We start from the raw sequence: 19,710 nt of genomic DNA, 5'->3' as shown, positions 1-19,710 counted from the left end.
TTTAGGTTGCGGGCTCGTACTTTTGCTAGCTACTATGTGTGGAATTACCGGAGTATTTGCCTTTACGGAAACAGGGCGTCAGTCACTGACCAACCTGCAAGCCTCAACCGATGCCATCGTTCGTCGCGGCCCTGATTCGGAAGGCCATTTTATTTACGACCAATGCGGATTGGGCTTTCGGCGGTTAGCCATTCTCGACCTTTCGGCCGACGGCAACCAGCCCATGACCGACGCTTCGGGCCGCTATACCATTGTTTTCAACGGCGAGATTTTCAACTTTCGCGAGCTGCGCGAAAAGCTGCTGAAGCGCGGTTTTCAGTTTCATTCCCAGACCGACACCGAGGTGATTCTGCAGCTCTACATTACCGAGGGCCGTGGGTTTATCAAGAAGCTGAACGGCTTTTTCGGGCTGGCCATCTACGATAAGGAAGAAAATTCGCTCCTGATTGCCCGCGACCGGTTTGGGGTGAAGCCCCTGCTGGTTTACCGCGACGAAGACCGGCTGCTCTTCGCGTCGGAGATGAAGTCGATGATGGCCCTGGGCGTGCCGCGCAAGCTTGACTACGTCGCCCTCAGCCAGTACCTGCAGCTGAACTACATCCCCGGCCCGGCCAGTATTTTCAAGGGGGTGAAAAAGGTGCTGCCCGGCCACTACCTCTACATCAAGGACGGCAAGGTGGTGGGCAAGGCCTGGTACAAGATCCCGTACGACCCGAAAAAGGTAGCCAAAAATAAGCTGAGCTACGAGCAACAGCAAAAAAAGCTGGTGGAGCTGATGGACGGCGCCGTGCGGCAGCGCCTCGTGGCCGACGTGCCCCTCGGCGCTTTCCTCAGCGGTGGCATCGACTCCAGCGTCATCACCGCGTTGGCGGCGCGCCACACCCCTCACCTCAACACGTTCAGCATTGGGTTTAAGGACGAGCCGTTTTTCGACGAAACCAAGTACGCCAATCTGGTAGCGGCCCGCCACAACACCAACCACACCGTTTTTTCGCTGACCAACAACGACCTCTACGAGCACCTCCACGACATGCTGTCGTACCTGGATGAGCCCTTTGCCGATTCCTCGGCCCTGGCCGTGTACATCCTCAGCCAGCGCACCCGCCAAAAGGTGACCGTAGCCTTGAGCGGGGACGGGGCCGACGAGCTGTTTGGGGGCTACAACAAGCACATGGGCGAGTTCAAGGTGCGGCAGGGGGGCTTCAAGGCCGAAGCCGTCACGGGCCTGAGCTTCCTGTGGGACGTCCTGCCCAAGTCGCGCAACAGCTTCTTCGGCAACCGGGTGCGGCAGCTCCAGCGTTTTTCGCGCGGCATGATGGCCGGTGTGAAAGACCGGTACTGGGACTGGGCGTCGTTGGCCTCGGCCGCCGAGGCCCGCAGCTTGCTTAGCGCCGAGAGCCGCCGCAAAGTGGGCAAAAAAGCGGCGGCCAAGCGCCGCAAAGACATTCTGGAACACCTGCACGCCGACGGCGACCTCAATGAGGTGTTGCTAACCGATATGCGGCTGGTGTTACCCTACGACATGCTCGCCAAGGTAGACCTGATGAGCATGGCCAATTCGCTGGAGGTGCGCACCCCGTTCCTGGACTACAAAGTCGTCAACTTCGCCTTCTCGCTGCCCGTGAGCAGCAAGGTCGACGCGAACATGAAAAAGCGCATCGTGCAGGACGCCTTCCGGGCCGAGCTGCCCGCCGAGCTCTACGACCGGCCCAAGCACGGCTTCGAAGTGCCCTTGCTGAAGTGGATGCGCGGTGAGTTACGCTCCCTAATCGAAGAAGACCTGCTGAGCGAGGCATTTATCGAAAGCCAGGGCATTTTTGATGTGGAGGCTATTCGCGCCCTCAAGGCGCAGCTATTTTCGCGCAGTCCCGGCGATGTTCACGCTCGCATCTGGGGCCTTATCGTGTTCCAAACCTGGTGGAAGCAATATATGGCTTAATAATTTGGCTAATAGGGTAAGATAGGATAAATACAGGATGGCAGCTCAGCGTAGTAAAGCTGCTTGTCCGCGTCGTTGAATGGCCGATTAGCCCTAATCTTCCGGATTCTTTGCCCGCTTAGTATCATCGCTCTCCTATTCGATACCTTCGCACCTCATCACTTCATTATCTCAATATTAGATGAAAATAGCAGTTATCGGCACCGGCTACGTCGGGTTAGTTACGGGTACGTGCTTTGCCGAAGTGGGCATTGACGTTACGTGCATCGACATCGATCAGAAAAAGATTGACAACCTCCACCAAGGCATTCTGCCCATTTACGAGCCTGGCCTGGAAGAAATGGTGAGCCGGAACGTTGACAAAGGGCGCCTGCACTTTTCTACCAACTTAGCCGAGGCCATTCAGGGCTGCGACGTGGCCTTTATCGCGGTGGGCACCCCGCCCGGTGAAGACGGGTCGGCCGATTTAAAATACGTGCTGGCCGTGGCCCGGGGTATCGGCGAGAACATGAACAGCTACGGGGTTATTGTCACCAAAAGCACCGTACCCGTGGGTACGGCGGCCAAAGTGCAGGCCGAAATCGAGCAAGCGCTGGCAATCCGCGGGGCTGCTATTGAGTTCGACGTGGCTTCCAATCCGGAGTTCCTCAAAGAAGGCGCGGCCATCGACGACTTCCTCAAGCCCGACCGCATCGTGGTGGGGGTGGCGTCGGCGCGCGCTGAGGAAGTAATACGGCGCCTCTACAAGCCCTTTTTGCTCAACGGCCACCCCATCATCTTCATGGATATTCCGTCGGCGGAGATGACGAAGTACGCGGCCAACTCCATGCTGGCCACCAAAATCAGCTTTATGAACGACGTAGCCAACTTGTGCGAAATCATGGGGGCCGACGTCAACAAGGTGCGGCAGGGCATCGGCTCCGACGCGCGCATTGGCACGAAGTTCATCTACCCCGGTATCGGCTACGGCGGGTCCTGCTTTCCCAAAGACGTAAAGGCGCTGATCAAAACCGCCAAGGAACACGGCTACGACATGCAAGTGCTGCGGGCCGTGGAAGAAGTGAACGAGCAGCAGAAATCCGTGCTTTTCAACAAGGTGAGCCAACACTTCGGGGGGGAGTTGCGCGGCCTGAAAATGGCGGTGTGGGGCCTGTCCTTCAAGCCCAAGACCGACGACATGCGCGAGGCGCCGTCGCTGGTCATCATTGAGAAGCTGCTCGCCGCCGGCTGCACCGTAACGGCCTACGACCCCGTGGCCATGAGCGAAGCCCGGCATTCGCTGGGCGACACCATCACCTACGCCCGGGATGAATTCGCGGCCCTCATCGACGCCGACGCCCTGCTGGTCGTAACGGAATGGCCCGATTTCCGGGCCCCCAACTTCGACGTAGTGGCGCGGCTGATGAAGCAAAAGGTTATCTTCGATGGCCGCAACATTTACGAAGCCAGCGAATTGAAAAGCCTGGGCTTTGCTTACCACTGTATTGGGGTGAGAACCGACCACCCCGAGCCCGCCGTTATCCCGGCTACCGCGGGCTAGCCGTTTTCCGGATCCAATTCCATTAAGTTTGCCGCTGCCGCCTCCCGGCTATAAGTTCTTGTAATGTCCGAAGAAAAAAAACGCGTCCTCATTACCGGCGGAGCCGGCTTCCTGGGCAGCCATCTGTGCGACCGGTTTCTGGCCGAAGGCTACCACGTTATCGCCATGGACAACCTTATTACCGGGTCGCTCCAGAATATCGAGCACCTGTTTGGTAAGAAAGACTTCGAGTTCCACCAAGCCGACGTAAGCAAGTTCGTGTTCGTGCCGGGCAAGCTCGATTACATCCTGCATTTCGCTTCGCCGGCCTCGCCCATCGACTACCTCAAAATCCCGATTCAGACCCTGAAAGTTGGCTCGCTGGGCACGCACAACCTGCTGGGCCTGGCCCGGGTGAAAGGTGCCCGCCTGCTGATTGCCAGCACTTCCGAAGTGTACGGCGACCCCGAGATTCACCCTCAGGTCGAAGAGTACTTCGGCAACGTGAACCCAGTAGGGCCACGTGGCTGCTACGACGAGGCCAAGCGCTTCCAGGAAGCCATCACTATGGCCTACCACAACCACCACGGCCTGGAAACGCGAATCGTTCGCATCTTCAACACCTACGGCCCCCGCATGCGCCTCGACGACGGCCGGGTGCTGCCGGCTTTCCTCTCGCAGGCCCTGCGCGGGGAGAACCTCACCGTATTCGGGGATGGCTCCCAAACCCGCTCGTTTTGCTACGTCGACGACTTAGTGGAAGGCATATACCGGCTGCTCCTGAGCGACTACCACTTACCGGTGAACATCGGCAACCCGTCGGAAATTACGATTAAGGAGTTCGGCGAAGAAATTGCCCGCCTCACCGGGGTTGAGTTCCGGCCCACGTACCAGGCCCTGCCCGAAAACGACCCCATGAAGCGCCGGCCCGATATCACCAAAGCCCGGGAAATCCTGGGTTGGGAACCCAAGGTGGACCGTGCCGAAGGCCTGCGCCGCACCCTGGAGTATTTCAAAAAACACATCAACTGAGCCCGTAGCCGCCGCTGGGCCCGACCGCGCGGCCGGGCCCAGCGGCGGCGGGCTATTACTCCTTAGCTGTGGCCGTTTATCCTGCGCCTTATCTTATTCAGCTTCCCAGGCTGGGGGCTCCGGAAATCGGCTATATCTCGGTTGGGGAGAGTGCAAAAGACCCGCTACCTTTTGCGGTGCAGCGGGTCTTTTGGACGTATTATACTCCCGAAAGCATTGTGCGCGGCCGGCACGCCCATCACCACACCGAGCAGATACTCATTGCCGCCGCCGGGCGCCTTATTGTTACCACGGAGCTGGCCGATGGGGACATCCAGATTTTCCGGCTGGACGACCCATCGGTGGGGCTTTACGTGCCTCCTTGCGCGTGGCATACCATTCAGTTTTCGCATAGCGCCGTGCAGCTGGTTTTGGCTTCCCAGCATTTTTCGGCGGCCGATTACATCCGCGACTACGATGCATTCCGTCAGCAATGGCTGCCCCAGACATCCACCAGTTAATCGCGGCCCGGGCCGCTGAGCTAGCTTACTATTCGCCCTACTTTTTTTTACGTCAGTTTTCTGGCGAGCCCCAGCAAGCGCTCTTCGGTACCGGGGCGGCTGAGCGCTGGAACCGAACTTCAGGTGCGGAAACGTATCATCATATCGCCCCAAAGGCGGATGTGTATTGGTTGTTACACCAGCTAGAATGGGACTCCGCTTATTTTGGCGCCCCAGTGTATCGGCTGTTCACGGGACTTTTTGATGCTCAAGCGGCAACCACTCAACTAGCCCAGGCTGCCATAGCGCTTCGGCAGCACTTAGTAGCCCGAACCGAGACATTCTATGCTTTTTGTGTGGTGCCCGCCGAGGACGTGCGGCTCCTACAGGGGCTCACCGCGGCGGGTTGGCAGCTGGTAGAAACCCGCCTGACCTATTACCGTGAACAACTAACGGCTTTCGACCACCCCCGGTTTCCAGTACGGGCGGCTACGGTTGAGGAGGCAGTCCACATCGGCCAGATTGCGGCCAGGGTTCGTAATCCTTACGATCGGCTCCATGCTGACGTGGGATTCAGCAATGCGCGAGCCGATGCCTATCTGGGGCAATATGCTCAAAACACGGTGGCTGGCAAGCTAGCGACTGTGGTATTGGTCCCTGATGTAGCGGGGCTGCCAGTCGACTCCTTTGTAGCTATCAGCGACCTCGAAACCGATGCGGGGGCACTCGATGCCCGACTGTCGCGCGTACTGCTCACGGCCGTCGGCCCCGCCAACCGGGGATGGCATGTGAAGCTGGTGGCTGAAACCTTGCACCGGGCCCGGGCCTTGGGGCACGAAGCGGTGTTAATGACAACCCAAGCAACCAACCACGCCATATTTCGAACCTGCGAAAAATTAGGCTTTCGGCTGGGGGCCACTGGCCACGTGTTGGTGTGCAATTGCCTTTAACTTTGCCGTATGGCAGTTCTGTTCCCTTCGTTTGCGCCTCAAATCCCCTCGCGCGCGGCTCCGGTGGAATAGTTGGATGTAGTTAGGTAAATCCGATTACTGCCTTGCTTCCGGGTTGAAGCGGCAGCTATGCTCGGTTCCGTCGACCTTCGCTGGACCAGCCGCTGGACGGAGTATGCTTGCCTTAGCTTAGGTTGCGGTAATTTTGAGTAGGCTACTGATAAAAGTCGGAGAGTTAACAGATATAATTAATGCCCAAGCTGTCCGTTATCGTGCCCTGCTACTTCAACGAGGAAAACATTCCCGTTACGGTTCGTGAGTTGGTGGCGAACGAGGCGCATTTCCCCCCGGATGTTACCTTCGAGTACGTGTTCGTGAACGATGGCTCGGGCGATGACACGCTGGGAGCCCTGCGCCGGGCGCAAAGCCTTTACCCAACCCGCCTCCGGATTGTCGATTTGGCCGGTAACGTTGGTTCGTACAACGCCATCGTGGCTGGTATGGCCCACGCTACGGGCGATTGCCTGGCCGTCATCACCGCCGACCTGCAAGATCCGCCTGAACTCATGGCGACCATGTACGAGTACTGGCAGCAAGGCTTTAAGCTAGTGATTGGCAACCGCCAGGATCGGGAAGAGAGCGGCATCTCCACCCGGCTGGCTAACGCATTTCACTGGCTGATGAAACATCTGGCACTGCGCAATATTCCCGAGGGGGGCTTCGACTTTGTTTTCTTCGACCGCCAGGTTGCGGGGGAAGTGCTCAAAATGCACGAGCGTAACTCCAATGTGTTTTACCTCATGGTGTGGCTGGGGTTCGCCTACGTTAACATTCCCTATACTCGCCGCAAGCGCCAGATTGGCCAGTCGCGCTGGACATTTCCCCAAAAGGTAAAGCTGCTCATCGATTCGTTAATGGCTTTTTCCTTCGTCCCGATTCGCGCCATCTCGGTGCTGGGCCTTGGCCTGGGGCTGATTGCCTTGCTCTATGGGCTTTACGTCATTGGCCTGAAAATCGTCCATCCCGATGAGCCCGCTGGCTGGCCCACGCTCATGGTCGTGCTCTTATTCGTGTCCGCTTTCCAGATGGTAGCGCTGGGTGTAATTGGCGAGTACGTGTGGCGCGGCCTCGATGCGGCGCGCAAGCGGCCCCTGTACGTGGTGAATAAGGTGTTTGAAGAATCACCACCAGAAGCTCCGGCCGATGCTGATTCTGGTCGATACTGATAAAGTTCAGTAAGCTTCAGCTGAAGCAAGTACCTACCTGTAGCTCGCCATGCTGATCATTGCTCCTAGAAGTAATTGTCCAGCCCTGATTCAGGGCCGGAGTACCCGAGAGGGTCGGGGCGATGCAGGTAACAAGGCTCCGATTGTAGCTCTGTTCTTGTAAAATACCGTGCTGGTTGGGCAAGGGGACTTACAGTCTAAGGAAGCCAAGAGCTTAGCGCGCACAACTTCACGATCCGCTCTACCTCGCGGATGGAACCGCCGGTTTCGCTCCATGGGAACCCATGCCCTATCTTTGCAGCTTCAACCGTTGCTTGACGGATTTGAGCCGGAAATGCGCAGCAGCTTTCCAGAGTAATTTTTGCCCTGCTGCTAACCCGTTACCTGTGCAAAAAGCCGACGTACTACCTGAAGCGCCGCCCGCTGCTCCGGGCCCGCCCGACGAGGAGTGGACCGAAGTGATCCAGCCGCATACCCGCTTGCTCGACCTGGGGCTGCGCGACGTTTGGCGCTACCGCGACCTAGTGTTGCTGTTCGTGCGGCGCGACTTCGTGTCGACCTACAAGCAGACCATTCTCGGGCCCATCTGGTTTTTCATCCAGCCCCTGCTCACCACCATTACCTACATGGTCGTATTCGGCGGCATCGCCAATCTCTCCACCGACGGGCTACCCCAGCTGCCCTTCTACCTGGCCGGCGTCACCATCTGGAACTACTTCGCCCAAACGTTAACCACTGTCTCCACGGTGTTCACAACCAATGCGGCCATTTTCGGCAAAGTGTACTTTCCGCGCCTGACCATGCCCTTGTCGATTGTGCTATCTAACTTGGTGCGCTTTGGGATTCAGTTCGCCTTGTTTCTGCTGGTCTGGGGCTATTACCTGCTTGGTCAGCATAGCTTACATCCCAACCTGTACATCCTGCTCACACCCATATTGCTGGGCCTGATGGGCCTGCTGGGCCTGGGCCTGGGAATGATTTTCAGCGCCATGACCACCAAGTACCGCGACTTGGCCATGCTACTCACTTTTGGGGTGCAATTGCTTATGTATGCCACGCCGGTTATTTACCCACTGTCGCGGCTGCCGCTCAAGTACAAGTCATTTATCATGGCTAACCCGCTGAGTGCCATTGTTGAAACGTTTCGATACGCATTCCTGGGGTCCGGCACATTTAGCTGGTTCACGTTAGCCTATAGCACAGCCTTCACGCTGGTGATGTTGTTGGTGGGCACGGTAATTTTTAATAAAGTAGAAAAGAGCTTTACCGATACGGTTTAGCGTGCGCCCGGTAACCGGTAATGCCGGGGCCATGGTGCGGTACCTGTGAACATGAGCAACGTTGCGATCAAAGTAGAAAACCTGAGCAAGCTGTACCGCTTAGGCGAAATCGGTACCGGCACCCTCAGCCACGACCTGAACCGGGCCTGGGCCCGCCTGCGCGGCAAGGAAGACCCGTTTGCTAAAGTAGGGGAAACCAACGACCGCACGCGCAAAGGCGACAGCAATTTCGTATGGTCGCTGAAAGATATCAACTTCGAGGTGAAGCGGGGAGAGGTGCTGGGCATCATCGGCCGCAACGGGGCCGGCAAGTCCACGCTGTTGAAAATCTTGTCGAAGGTGACGGCGCCCACCACGGGGAGGGTGAAGGTGCAGGGCCGCATTGCCTCGCTGCTCGAAGTCGGGACGGGCTTTCACCCCGAGCTGACGGGGCGCGAGAATATCTTCCTCAATGGCGCCATTCTGGGGATGAGCAAAGCAGAAGTGCGGAGCAAGTTTGACGAGATCGTGGATTTCTCGGGGGTTGAGCGCTACATCGACACGCCGGTAAAGCGCTACAGCAGCGGCATGTACGTGCGTTTAGCCTTTGCCGTCGCCGCCTTTCTGGAGCCCGAGATCCTCATTATCGATGAAGTGCTGGCCGTAGGAGACGCGGAGTTTCAAAAGAAATGCTTGGGAAGAATGAAGGACGTGAGTGTGAATGATGGGCGCACGGTATTATTCGTTAGCCATAACATGGACGCGGTACGTAGTCTTTGTAGCTCAGCGATTATGATGCAACAAGGTATGGTCCATGCAGCTGGCTCTGTGAGGGATACGATCGCTACTTATTACGAAGGTGTAAAAGTGCAAACACTGGCCAAGTTTGCAATAAATGAAAAGAAGCCCTCTATAGTATCAGTGGCTATTAACTCTGAAAAATTAAATCAGTCCATACTTGATATAAATATTGAGTATACTTCCCCTTTTGAATTAAGACCTCCAATAGCGGGTATTGTTCTGTATAACGCATTAGATATACCAGTTTTCGGATCGAATGGACGTTACCACCCATATAGTAGTAATATGGTTTCAGGGCTAGAGGGGGTATTAAACGTAGTAATAGAAGGGGTAGAGCTGCATACAGGTTTATATAAGCTGTCTGTATGGTTAGGTGACAGTGCTAGTGACTATGACGCTAAAATAGAAGCGATAACATTTAACTATTTATCCCCGAATTCTTATTCTACGAAACCAGATCCTTTATTAATTGGGTCAATTGATAAAGTCGCAACTTGGAAGTTTTATGGAAAATAGCGTAGTAAGCCCACTGACTGGGAGCAAAAATATTGCTGTTGTGGAGACCTTCTCAGTCGATCAGATCGTGCGGGAATGGCAAGATTTGCTGAGAATTGATATTTCCTCAGAGTTTGAAGGAAAAGATATTTCAAAATTTGATTTGTATCGTTGTAATGATACAAACTTGCTATTTTTTCATCCTCAGTTAGAAGGTTCTCCTTTTATCTACCAAGGTCTTCAGGATGGTTTTGAGTGGTATTACGTAGAGGACAAATGGGAATACGAGATTGCTCTTAAGGAAATCAGAAATTCTAAGAGTTGCCTGGAGATAGGTTCAGGCTCAGGTGCTTTCGTAAAAAAAGCATTAGGTATTAATACAAAAATAGTTGGGCTTGAAACCAGCTCGGATGCTGTTGAGAAAGCGCGCCAGGCAAATTTGCCCGTTTATCTCATGAGCTTTGATGAAGGGGTTGCAATGCTCGGTGCTCAACCGGATGTTGTGCTTGCGTTTCAGGTATTGGAACACATTGCAAATCCATTACACTTCGTTAAAGAAATGGTAAGAGTTTTAGCTGTTGGAGGGAAATTGATTATCTGCGTTCCCAACGCAGATAGTTTCTATAAGTATGGAGGTAATGTTCTAGATATGCCTCCGCACCATCAAACCAGATGGTCATTAGAAACTTTTAAAAAATTTGAGGCATTATTTCCGCTCAAATTAACGAAAGTAGCATATGAGCCTCTGAACCATTGGCATACTGAGTCATGGCTGAATGAGAACATGAAATTTTACAGGAATAATAAATGGTATGGTAATCTGCTATTTAATAGGGTTTCAGTTAGAGTATTAAGAAAAATATTGAATTCAAGAATGCGGTCAATATTTAGAGGACATACAATTTATGTTAGCTTTGAAAAAACCCAGTAAAGCTGGCATAAGAATAATAAATACATTTATTTAATTTTTTTAAATGGGACACATTGTATTTATCAGCCATGATGCCTCTCGTACAGGTGCACCTATTGTGTTGTTGCATTTGTTGCGGTGGTTGAAGAAAGCCAATGTTTGTTCGTTCTCAATCTTGTTGATAGAAGGTGGAGAATTAGAGGAGGAATTTAAAAAATTGGCGCTTACCTATATATGGAATTCGCCTTCCTCTAAGCGCCGTTGGTACGCACGTTTCTGGGGAAAGAATAGTGTTAAGCAGCAACTCTTAAACGAGCAATCTATTATTTTAGCGCTACGAGAGCAGAAAACTAGGATTGCTTATGGTAATACCGTAGTGTCAGCTGATGTATTAGTGCAAATCAAAGAGGCTATTGGTTGCATTGCCGTTTGCCATGTACACGAATTAGAAATTGCGATTGAACGATATTTTGGAACAGAGCGATTTGGTCAAAAATTACCACATATTGATTTAGTGATTGCTGCTTCTCAAGCAGTGAGGGAAAACCTTGTCAAGACTTACTCATTAGTATCTGAATGTATAGTTAAGATTTATGAGTTTGTCCCGGGAGCAGACGAAGTTCAACAGCAGCAAACACCGAGTGAAATCCGGAAAGCATTAAATATACCGGCCGAGAGTTTTGTAGTTGTTGCATCAGGAACATTAGATTGGCGTAAATCGCCTGATATCTTTGTTCAACTCGCCGGCCTTGTGCATGGGTTGGAGGTGAACATGCCATACTTCCTATGGGTTGGAGGAAGTAGTGCATCATTAGCCTGGCAAGAGCTTCAGTATGACTTGCGACGTTTAGGCATAGCTGAATTTGTTAAATTTATTGATGCCCGGCCCAATCCTTTAGATTATATCAGAGTAGCCGATGTATTTGTGCTAACTTCGCGAGAGGACCCGTACCCGTTAGTTTGCTTAGAAGCGGCTACTCTTGGCAAACCCATAATATGTTTTGAACAAGCTGGGGGAATGCCTGAATTTGTAGGTAAGGATTGCGGAGTAGTAGTACCTTATCTCAATATTGATAGCATGGCGCGTGCAGTTTGCGATTTGCTGGTCAATAAAAATATTCGTGAGCAAATGGGGGATAATGCAATGCGTAAAGTCAGGGAACAGCATAATGTAAGCTTAGCTGCTAGCCAAATAATGGATTCATTAGCAATCTTACTCGAAAAGCAGAATTAATAGATTCGTGATAACAACTCGTCTGCCAGCTGAGTCCGGTGGGGTTGTATCTGTGAAATACTTGTGAGCATGAGCAACATTGCGATCAAAGTAGAAAACCTGAGCAAGCTGTACCGCTTAGGCGAAATCGGTACCGGCACCCTCAGCCACGACCTGAACCGGGCCTGGGCCCGCCTGCGCGGCAAGGAAGACCCGTTTGCTAAAGTAGGGGAAACCAACGACCGCACGCGCAAAGGCGACAGCAATTTCGTATGGTCGCTGAAAGATATCAACTTCGAGGTGAAGCGGGGAGAGGTGCTGGGCATCATCGGCCGCAACGGGGCCGGCAAGTCCACGCTGTTGAAAATCTTGTCGAAGGTGACGGCGCCCACCACGGGGAGGGTGAAGGTGCAGGGCCGCATTGCCTCGCTGCTCGAAGTCGGGACGGGCTTTCACCCCGAGCTGACGGGGCGCGAGAATATCTTCCTCAATGGCGCCATTCTGGGGATGAGCAAAGCAGAAGTGCGGAGCAAGTTTGACGAGATCGTGGATTTCTCGGGGGTTGAGCGCTACATCGACACGCCGGTAAAGCGCTACAGCAGCGGCATGTACGTGCGTTTAGCCTTTGCCGTCGCCGCCTTTCTGGAGCCCGAGATCCTCATTATCGATGAAGTGCTGGCCGTAGGAGACGCGGAGTTTCAAAAGAAATGCTTGGGAAGAATGAAGAATGTAAGTGCAAATGACGGACGTACCATATTTTTTGTAAGTCACAATATGGCGGCCATTAAGCAATTGTGTAGTCGGGGAATCATATTACAAAAGGGTAGCGCTGTATTTGAGGGTACTGAGCTAGAGGCGGTTAATTTCTATCAAAGCTCTAACAACACCAATTCCTACTTCGCGCATCAAGGAGATTTGGAAACTGCTCCTGGTAACGGGAATATAAGGATTATGAAGTTTGAAATTCTGCCTTTAGCTGGAGAGGTTATCAGTATTTCATCAGGTGTAAAATTCAAAATTGTTTTTTACAATCATAAGTCTGATATAAATTTAGATTTGACTTTTGAGTTACGCAATGCAGATGAGGTTGCAGTATTTCATCATGGCACATTGATTAGTACCCAGGAAAATTCAAAGAGGGGTGTCTACACCGTAGAAGGTCATCTGCCTGCTAATTTATTAAACGCTGGCAGCTATCATTTTAAACTTATATTCGGAGAGAATCAGCGGTACGAGTTATTCTCAATTGAGGATTTTGTCAGTTTTGAAGTTTTGAATGAAAGTATTGGGAGCAATAATAGTATACTCCCTGGCGTCATTCGGCCTAATATAGCCTATGATGTCCACTATAGTTCGTAGAGGCTTTGACCTTCTTACTTGAACATTGGAACTGATGGTACCAGCTGATTCCCTTATTTATGAATATTCCTGCGTTTACCGAAGGCTTAAAGAGCGCCTGGTACTGAGTAATAACTTCGAGGACTTAAATTACCTAATAGAAAAAATAAGTGCGTTAGCTTGGTATGCTTGGCAATATCATCCGGGAATATACGCAGATCCTGAGCTTGAAAGGAAACTATTGGATATTAGCTGGGCCATGTTTGGTGGCAGAGAGAATATCCTTTTTTTAAGCTCATTCCCGAAATTTGCATTGCCGATCCCTACAAATAAAAGGCGCGTGCTGCATGTGGCGTCTTCGGTTTCTCATATAGGTGGTCATACTCGATTAATTAATAATCTTGTCAAAAAAGATACGAGTTCCTGCCACTCCTTGGTGCTTACCAGACAAAAGGGCAATATTGTACCAGAATGGCTGGTTGAATCAATTGAAAGCAGTGGTGGTGTAGTATACTGCGTGCCACAGGAGCCTCCTTGTATAAATGCATCTTTGCTGCGACACATTGCAGAAAAATACGCAGACATCGTATTTTTGCACATTCATCCTGACGATGCTACACCTCTTGTTGCCCTGGCCGCTAACCCAGTAAAGCCATTGGTCTTTGTTAATCATGCAGATCATGTATTCTCCTTGGGGACTGGTTTGGTTAATACAGTTGCTTGCATACGCCCGTGGGCGGCTGAGTTTTCGCTTAACAGAAGGATGGCAGAAAAAATAAATCTTCTCCCTATCCCCTTAGAATTCAGGGCCGAAGATGCTCCTTCCAGAGAGGAGGCAAGACATACGTTAGGGATAGCCGATGAAAGCGTCGTTATCTTGACAGTAGCTTCTGCTTATAAGCTTATTCCAGATGGTAAGTATAATTACTTTAAGATTATTAAAAAGCTGGTTGATGAAAACAAAAACGTATTAGTAAAAATAATAGGAGTTATGCCCAAAGACTCACAGGTGATAGGCTGTATACCTGATAGTAGGATAGAACTGCTGGGCGTTGTGGAGAGCCCGATCTTATACTACAAAGCGGCTGATATCTATTTGGACAGTATGCCTTACCCTTCCTTTACCTCGCTGCTAGAGGCTGTTTACTACGGTGCCTATCCTGTTTTGCAGTATGCTCCAGCTGATAAGCTTAAAATCGCAGACGACCCAGGTATCCATGGCTTAGTCAGGCATGCTAATGACGAGCTGGAGTTATTTGATACCATTAATCATGCAATCAATGATCAAAAAATGCGTCGTGAAGTTGCCAAAAATATAGTTGAAAGCATTAAGTCTAATCACGTTGAGAGCGGGTGGAATGCTTATCTTAATAAGATATACCACGAACAAATCAGCAGTAGCGTACCCGTAAACAGGGCTAATATTTCTACAGAGGTAAAATACTTGTTTGATTCTGATGATTTAGAATCAGTGAGTGCTCCAAATCTATTTCTTCTTAACAAAGACACGCACGTAGTTGACTTCTTATATAGTTATAGCAGGCTGTTGTCGTTACGCGATCTGATGCTCTCTTATCGATCTATCTTGTCCTGCTTGCCGAACTTGAAATTTGGACGAGCGTTAAGAAATTTTTTAGGCTTGCTCTTCTCAAAAATTAGAAATGGGAGTAGGTATAAATTTTTCTAAGGTATGATCAAAAAGGATAGATATGAGCCTGCTCTATATAAACAAGTAGAAACGTATTAAGAACCAGACATGAAAGACTTAAGAGCCCTCGCGCTGTACCTGCCCCAGTTTCATCCCGTGCCAGAAAACGATGAGTGGTGGGGTAAGGGATTTACGGAGTGGACTAATGTCGCGAAATCAAGGCCAAAATTCCCTGGCCATAACCAGCCGCAATTGCCAGCAGATTTAGGCTTTTACGACTTGAGGGTGCCGGAGACCCGTGATTTACAAGCTGCTATGGCACAGCAGTATGGCATCCACGGGTTTATTTATTACCACTATTGGTTTAACGGTCGGCGTATTCTAAACCGACCTTTTGATGAAGTTCTGGCATCTGGTAAGCCAGACTTTCCTTTTTGCTTATGTTGGGCTAACGAAAACTGGACCCGTCGCTGGGATGGCTATGACAAGGAAATACTTTTAAAGCAAGAGTACGGCGAACAAGACGATTTAGAGCACATCCGTTCTTTGGCTCCGGCGTTTGCTGACCCGCGTTACATTCGAGTGGATGGCAAGCCGTTATTTATTGTGTACCGCTCCGAAGCCTTTCCAGATATCCGGCGTACCCTGGATACTTGGCGAAACGAGGCTATGCGTTTGGGTATAGGTGAGTTGTATTTGGTGCGCATGGAAAGTTTCCTACGTGACGTCAATCCTCACGAGATGGGCTTTGACGCGGCATTTGATTTTCAACCATTTCACGCCTCCCCACCAGCGCGCGAGCTTGGTGAACTCCCAGGGCGATTACTGAATAAGCTTAAAATCAAAACTTCCGGATATTATACAAATTCAGTGTATAAATATGAGAATTTTATAAATCATATGATGGCTCGCCCCGGCGCTGACTATAAACGTTTCCCAGGGGTTACGCCAGACTGGGACAATAGTGCTCGTCGTAAAAGAGATGCCTTTATTTTAACGGGTTCTACGCCAGAGCTATATGGAAAGTGGTTGCAACATACAGTCCAGCATTTTACGCCTTATTCACCGCAGGAAAATTTCATTGTGATAAATGCCTGGAATGAATGGGCGGAAGGCAACCACTTGGAACCGGATATGAAGTGGGGGCGGAAATACTTGGAAGCAACCGCGCGTGCACTGGGGGTAGCATACTAAGCGTATATTCGGTTTTTATCTCTGAATTGAGACCTCACTGAATACATGCCATTGTCTTGCATATTACTTATGGAATGAACAGTATCTCCGGCTTCCGGAGGTGCTCAGTCACATTTCAATTTCAAATCTGCACTAACTGAAAAATACTGGTTCCGCTACTCAGTACCCATGAGACAACAAGGGTTGCAGATGGTAAGAATTTAAACGGAGCAGGTTGTCGACAAGATGTAATGATGCATCAACTTTAAGTAAAAGGGTGCTTAAACAACTTTTTGAATGGTCGCCAAAGTATCCATTATTATTCCGAACTTCAATCACGCTCAGTATTTATCGCAGCGTATTGAGAGCGTATTGGGGCAGACCTGGCAGGACTTTGAGGTTATTTTAATGGATGATTGTTCTCAGGATACGAGCAGGAGCATTATTGACGCCTACGCTGCCAAAGACTCGCGTATTCGGGTTATATACAATGAAGCAAATAGCGGAAGCACATTTAAGCAGTGGAATAAAGGCATCAGACTAGCCCAGGGAGACTATGTCTGGATTGCGGAAAGCGACGATGTCGCGGACCCGCGCTTCTTAGAAGCCCTACTCAGCAAGCTGGAAGTTTATCCGGATGCAGGATTAGCCTATTGCGACTCGTGGAGCATCGATTCCCAGGGGAAGCTCCACGGCACTGGCCGGTACTTACTCGAGGAACTGGACAGCGACCTTTTTCGGCAGGATTTTGTGCTTCCGGGCCCGGAATTAGTACGGCGCTTTATGTCCTACCGCAACATAGTGCCCAATGCCAGTGCCGTAGTAATGCGACGCAGCACCTTACTGGCGGTTGGGGCCGCGCCCGAACACCTGCGCGTGGCCGGCGATTGGTGGTTTTGGGTTCGGTATTTTCAGCAGACTCAGGTAGTTTTTATAGCTGAGCCGCTCAACTATTTTCGATTTCACGTGCGTAATGTTCGAACTCGCACGGAGCAGGACGGCACCCAACTACTTGAAACGGCTGAAGTATTGGCTTACATCAAGCAAGTAGTGGAGCCCGAGCCCCGGTTATATCAGCGAGCCATTGCCCTGCTAATAGAGCGCTGGCTGCACGCTTTGGTGTATTATGGGATGCCCCTAGCCCGGCACCGGAGATTTATCCAGATAATGAGTGCAATCGAGCCCGGCTTCCGCACGCGTCTACTCCGGCATTTTGTTCAGTTCCTGGTACGTAACAGGTTAAGTGGAACCAAGATGCTGCTGTTCGACAAGCTGCTGGGCCGGTCTCGCCGCACGATTTCAACGGGCAAGGCCTGACACGCATGAAAATCCTGTTTACCACTCAAGCCCTCTCCATTGGCGGAATCGAAGTCTTAGCCCTCCGGCTATCAGAGGCTTTTGGCAAAGCCGGGCACGACGTCATTCTCTATGACTTCAACCCCGACCGCAAAAATCCGGGCCTCGTAGCCCGTTACGATACCAGTAAGTTTCGATTAGCGGCATTTATTCCGGGCCCCGCCGCAGATTGGTTCGTGTGGAAAACCCACGCCATCCTGTATAAGACCAAGCTGTATCGCACATTTCGTCCCTGGCTAATCGAGCGCCACTTTGCTCGTCTGCTGGCTCAGGAGCACCCCGATATCGTCTGCTCCCTGTCTTTCCACCAGGATTACCTCGCCTGCGTACACGCCCCGAAGCTCGGAATTCCGGTAGTGGTTTCGATGCACGGTACCTACGAGTACGCCGCCCCGGAGTGGTCGGCCTGCGCCCGGTACATTTACGAGCACGTGCGCGCAATTATTTACGTGGCTGATAAAAACATCAGCTGGTATCGAGCTCAGCCCTATTGGAACCCCGACTTGCCACTAGTTAAAATCTATACGGGCAACGATTTAGACAAGCCCATTGCCCGCTCGGTTGCCCGGGCCGATATAGGGCTGTCTGACGATGCCTTCGTATTCGTTATGGTGGCCCGTGGAATCCAGGAAAAAGGCTGGTTTGAGGCAATCAATGCATTTCGGCTCGTGCGAGCCCGTTACCAGCAGGCCGCCTTGCTGCTGGTGGGGGAGGGGGAGTATCTCACTAAATTGCGGGTCGACTATGCCACGGAGCCCGGCGTTATTTTCTACGGCAGTCATCCTGATTCGGTAGAATTAACCGTACTGGCTAATGTAGGTTTGTTGCCGAGCTATTTTCCCATCGAAAGCCTGCCCAATGTCATTATTGACTACTTGCGGTGCCATTTACCAGTCCTGGCCTCGGACATCGGGGAAATACCGGGAATGCTGACCTTGCCCGATGGTTCGGTGGCGGGGGAGATTCTACCCCGCCCTATTGAAGGGCAGGGGGTTAACGTGGCAACGCTAGGCCAGGCCATGAGCCGGATGATTGCGGAGCCAGCCTACTACCAGCAGCAAGTAGCCCGGGCCGCGCAGGCAGTGCTCCGGTTTAATTTGCAGGACTGTGTGGTTCGCTATACTGAGGTGTTCAACCAAGCTATATCAGCATGAGAGTGGCATTTGTCTCCTTGATGTACGATGCTCCGTGGGGTGGGAGCGAGGTGCTGTGGACGCATACGGCCGCCCGGGCGTTGGCTGAAGGCCACGAGGTGATGGCCTCTTTTTATGCCTGGCCCGAAATGGCTGCTCCCTTGCAGGCGCTGGCAGCAGCAGGGGCGCAGATTTTGCTGCGCACCCGGTATCAGCCCAGCCTGCGCCATCGCGCCGTTAATTGGCTGGCTAGACTGCCCTGGGGGGGCGAGCTGCCCGAAATTCGAGCCCTGACCCGATTCAAACCGGACGTCGTGCTGATAAACCAGGCAGGATGGATGGATTTGTTTTTCCATCAGCAGTTATTGGATTGGCTGCGCCGCGTCCCCTTTATACTGGCTTGCCACAATTACCAGGACCCGGTCCGGCAACGCGACTTTTCGCGGGCACTGCTTACCGATATGTACAGCCGGGCTAAAGAAGTGCTGATGATATCCGATAATCAGCTGCGCACCCTGCAGCGCCAGCTGGTTGACCCCATCGCGAATGCCCGGGTGATCCAGAACCCCCTGAACTTGCCGGCTACTTACCCCGTGCCGCGTAACGTACAGACCAATGGGGGGCTGCAGCTGGCGGTGGTAGCAAGTTTCGATGTGGATCGTAAAGGCCAGGACGTGCTTTTACAGGCCCTCACGGCGCCCGAGTGGGCCAGCCGCCGGTTCCAACTTAATTTCTACGGCCAGGGGCCCGACCAAGCCTACCTGGAAAAGCTTATCCAGTTCTACCGCCTCACTGACCGTGTGCGATTACGGGGCCACGTAGCCGATACGGCGGCCATCTGGCGCGAAAACGACCTGCTGATTATTCCCTCCCGGATCGAGTCGGGGCCAATGGTGCTCCAAGAAGCCATGCTCTGTGGCCGGCCGGTAGTAGCTGCTGATGTGGGCATGGTGCGCGACTGGCTCGATGACGACGAGACGGGTTTTATTGCCGATACCGCTTCGGCGATATCGTTAAACCGGGCATTGAGCCGCGCCTGGGCCCGCCGCGCTGATTGGCCGGCCATCGGTACGCTGGCCGCCGAGCGTGTGCGGCAGCGCATTGAAATTGAACCCGTTGGCGAGTTGTTGCGGCGGCTGGTAGGTTATGCTACTGATTCAGCCACTTCGGGCCGGAGGGAACGGCGCCCACAGGGATGAGTGGTATGTTATTTATTTAGCCTGACCTTTGCTGGCTGGA

16 protein-coding genes are annotated in these 19,710 nt (G+C 52.0%); all 16 read left to right on the top strand.

Annotation, left to right across the window (positions count from 1 at the left end):
- Positions 1–34 precede the first annotated feature (34 nt).
- A complete protein-coding gene (asnB, locus tag IC235_RS00875) occupies positions 35–1,939 on the top strand; it encodes an asparagine synthase (glutamine-hydrolyzing) (RefSeq protein WP_191003267.1) in 1,905 nt (634 codons plus the stop codon).
- Between the two features lie 181 nt (positions 1,940–2,120).
- Entirely contained in the window at positions 2,121–3,479 is a 1,359-nt protein-coding gene (locus IC235_RS00870) for a UDP-glucose dehydrogenase family protein (RefSeq protein WP_191003266.1), read from the top strand.
- Between the two features lie 63 nt (positions 3,480–3,542).
- Complete coding sequence (locus IC235_RS00865; RefSeq protein WP_191003265.1) at positions 3,543–4,490, top strand: UDP-glucuronic acid decarboxylase family protein; 948 nt, start codon at positions 3,543–3,545, stop codon at positions 4,488–4,490.
- 68 nt (positions 4,491–4,558) lie between these two features.
- Positions 4,559–4,990 carry a sugar 3,4-ketoisomerase gene (locus IC235_RS00860; RefSeq protein ID WP_191003264.1) on the top strand — a complete coding sequence of 144 codons (432 nt, stop codon included), beginning with the start codon at positions 4,559–4,561 and terminating at the stop codon, positions 4,988–4,990.
- A gap of 335 nt (positions 4,991–5,325) precedes the next feature.
- The gene (locus tag IC235_RS00855; RefSeq protein WP_191003263.1) at positions 5,326–5,919 is read left to right on the top strand and encodes a hypothetical protein; all 594 of its coding nucleotides are present in this window, start codon (positions 5,326–5,328) and stop codon (positions 5,917–5,919) included.
- A 251-nt stretch (positions 5,920–6,170) separates the two neighbouring features.
- Entirely contained in the window at positions 6,171–7,145 is a 975-nt protein-coding gene (locus IC235_RS00850) for a glycosyltransferase family 2 protein (RefSeq protein ID WP_191003262.1), read from the top strand.
- Positions 7,146–7,531: 386 nt separating this feature from the next.
- A complete protein-coding gene (locus tag IC235_RS00845; RefSeq protein WP_317173509.1) occupies positions 7,532–8,425 on the top strand; it encodes an ABC transporter permease in 894 nt (297 codons plus the stop codon).
- A 51-nt stretch (positions 8,426–8,476) separates the two neighbouring features.
- Positions 8,477–9,721 carry an ABC transporter ATP-binding protein gene (locus tag IC235_RS00840; protein WP_191003260.1) on the top strand — a complete coding sequence of 415 codons (1,245 nt, stop codon included), beginning with the start codon at positions 8,477–8,479 and terminating at the stop codon, positions 9,719–9,721.
- The gene (locus tag IC235_RS00835; protein WP_191003259.1) at positions 9,711–10,631 is read left to right on the top strand and encodes a class I SAM-dependent methyltransferase; all 921 of its coding nucleotides are present in this window, start codon (positions 9,711–9,713) and stop codon (positions 10,629–10,631) included. The genes IC235_RS00840 and IC235_RS00835 overlap by 11 nt, the downstream gene beginning before the upstream one ends.
- 43 nt (positions 10,632–10,674) lie before the next feature.
- A complete protein-coding gene (locus IC235_RS00830) occupies positions 10,675–11,844 on the top strand; it encodes a glycosyltransferase family 4 protein (protein ID WP_191003258.1) in 1,170 nt (389 codons plus the stop codon).
- A 69-nt stretch (positions 11,845–11,913) separates the two neighbouring features.
- Entirely contained in the window at positions 11,914–13,182 is a 1,269-nt protein-coding gene (locus IC235_RS00825; protein WP_191003257.1) for an ABC transporter ATP-binding protein, read from the top strand.
- A 25-nt stretch (positions 13,183–13,207) separates the two neighbouring features.
- Positions 13,208–14,848 carry a glycosyltransferase family protein gene (locus IC235_RS00820; protein WP_191003256.1) on the top strand — a complete coding sequence of 547 codons (1,641 nt, stop codon included), beginning with the start codon at positions 13,208–13,210 and terminating at the stop codon, positions 14,846–14,848.
- Between the two features lie 69 nt (positions 14,849–14,917).
- On the top strand, positions 14,918–16,003 hold the full coding sequence (locus IC235_RS00815; protein ID WP_191003255.1) for a glycosyltransferase WbsX family protein: 1,086 nt from the start codon (positions 14,918–14,920) through the stop codon (positions 16,001–16,003).
- Positions 16,004–16,279: 276 nt separating this feature from the next.
- Complete coding sequence (locus tag IC235_RS00810) at positions 16,280–17,299, top strand: glycosyltransferase family 2 protein (protein WP_191003254.1); 1,020 nt, start codon at positions 16,280–16,282, stop codon at positions 17,297–17,299.
- 5 nt (positions 17,300–17,304) lie between these two features.
- A complete protein-coding gene (locus IC235_RS00805) occupies positions 17,305–18,492 on the top strand; it encodes a glycosyltransferase family 4 protein (RefSeq protein WP_191003253.1) in 1,188 nt (395 codons plus the stop codon).
- A 2-nt stretch (positions 18,493–18,494) separates the two neighbouring features.
- Positions 18,495–19,670 (top strand): glycosyltransferase family 4 protein, encoded by a 1,176-nt coding sequence (locus IC235_RS00800; RefSeq protein WP_317173508.1) that lies wholly within the window; start codon positions 18,495–18,497, stop codon positions 19,668–19,670.
- Positions 19,671–19,710 lie beyond the last annotated feature (40 nt).

The organism is Hymenobacter montanus (assembly GCF_014699115.1).
Taxonomy (GTDB): Bacteria; Bacteroidota; Bacteroidia; order Cytophagales; family Hymenobacteraceae; genus Hymenobacter; species Hymenobacter montanus.
The sequence above is the reverse complement of the archived record's forward strand: the minus strand, read 5'-3'. Positions and strand labels throughout refer to the sequence as shown.

Bases quoted from the DNA above. Each gene is read 5' to 3' on its own strand.
- asnB (WP_191003267.1), top strand. From the start codon at position 35: ATGTGTGGAATTACCGGAGTATTTGCCTTTACGGAAACAGGGCGTCAG.
- IC235_RS00870 (WP_191003266.1), top strand. From the start codon at position 2,121: ATGAAAATAGCAGTTATCGGCACCGGCTACGTCGGGTTAGTTACGGGT.
- IC235_RS00865 (WP_191003265.1), top strand. From the start codon at position 3,543: ATGTCCGAAGAAAAAAAACGCGTCCTCATTACCGGCGGAGCCGGCTTC.
- IC235_RS00850 (WP_191003262.1), top strand. From the start codon at position 6,171: ATGCCCAAGCTGTCCGTTATCGTGCCCTGCTACTTCAACGAGGAAAAC.
- IC235_RS00840 (WP_191003260.1), top strand. From the start codon at position 8,477: ATGAGCAACGTTGCGATCAAAGTAGAAAACCTGAGCAAGCTGTACCGC.
- IC235_RS00835 (WP_191003259.1), top strand. From the start codon at position 9,711: ATGGAAAATAGCGTAGTAAGCCCACTGACTGGGAGCAAAAATATTGCT.
- IC235_RS00830 (WP_191003258.1), top strand. From the start codon at position 10,675: ATGGGACACATTGTATTTATCAGCCATGATGCCTCTCGTACAGGTGCA.
- IC235_RS00825 (WP_191003257.1), top strand. From the start codon at position 11,914: ATGAGCAACATTGCGATCAAAGTAGAAAACCTGAGCAAGCTGTACCGC.
- IC235_RS00815 (WP_191003255.1), top strand. From the start codon at position 14,918: ATGAAAGACTTAAGAGCCCTCGCGCTGTACCTGCCCCAGTTTCATCCC.
- IC235_RS00810 (WP_191003254.1), top strand. From the start codon at position 16,280: ATGGTCGCCAAAGTATCCATTATTATTCCGAACTTCAATCACGCTCAG.
- IC235_RS00805 (WP_191003253.1), top strand. From the start codon at position 17,305: ATGAAAATCCTGTTTACCACTCAAGCCCTCTCCATTGGCGGAATCGAA.